The organism is Streptomyces sp. NPDC005070 (assembly GCF_053600395.1).
In genome coordinates this window covers 1-1005 of the sequence record NZ_JBSFZS010000603.1, presented here as the reverse complement: position 1 = coordinate 1005, position 1005 = coordinate 1, and the positions used below count along the sequence as shown (strand labels likewise).

Genomic DNA, 1005 nt, shown 5'->3' with positions numbered 1-1005 from the left:
CCGCGGTCGTCTGCGGGGAGAACGAACTGTCGTACCGCGAACTGGAGGAGCGCGCCGGACGGCTGGCCGCCGTGCTGCAGAGCCACGGGGTCGGGCCGGACGTCCTGGTCGCCGTGGCCCTGCCCCGCTCCACGGACCTGGTCGTCGCCCTGCTGGCCGTCCTCAAGGCCGGCGGCGCCTACCTGCCCATCGACCCGGGCTACCCGGCCGCACGCGTCGACCTGCTGCTCACCACCGCCGACCCGGCCCTGGTGGTGAGCGACCACGCCACCGCCGCCGCCCTCGCCACGGACACACGGCACCTCCTGCACCTCGAGGATCTGCACCTCGAGGAGCCCGCCGCCCAGACGCGGGACGCCGGCGCGCGCCCGGACCACCTCGCCTACGTGATGTTCACCTCCGGATCGACCGGCACCCCCAAGGGCGTCTGCGTCACCCACGCCGCCGTCGTCAACGGCGTCCAGGACCTGGCCCGGCGCACCCACGTCACGGCGGGCTCCCGGATGCTGGCCGCGACCTCGGTCAACTTCGACGTCTCCGTGTTCGAGATCTTCACCGCGCTGACCTGCGGCGCGAGCGTCGAGATCGTCCGTGACGTCCTCGAACTCGCCGAACGCGGAAGCTGGTCGGGCAGCACGATCAGCGCCGTGCCCACCGTGTTCTCCGCACTGCTCGACCAGATCGCCGCCGACGCAGCCACCGCCCCCCGCCTCGACGTCGAAACGGTGATCTTCGCCGGTGAGGCGCTCTCCGCGGACCTGGTCCGCACGGTGCGCCGCGTCCTGCCCGGCACCCGCGTCATCAACGCCTACGGCCAGACGGAGAGCTTCTACACCTCCACCTTCACCGTCCCCGAGCAGGACGGCGACCTCGGCGCGGTACCGGTGGGCACCCCGCTGGCCAACATGCGTGCCGCGTACGACGTCCCGCCCGCGCATGTTCTGGTGCACCCTGCTCGGACTCGTCGCGTCCTTCGTCGCCGTGCAGGTCCTCGGGCTGTGGGGC

The 1005-nt window shown here is 72.6% G+C and carries 1 protein-coding gene; it reads left to right on the top strand.

Going from position 1 to position 1005, the window contains the following annotated elements; genetic code table 11:
- Positions 1-1005: AMP-binding protein (locus tag ACWEBX_RS41485; RefSeq protein ID WP_451889827.1), on the top strand; the 1005-nt coding region annotated here is incomplete at both ends.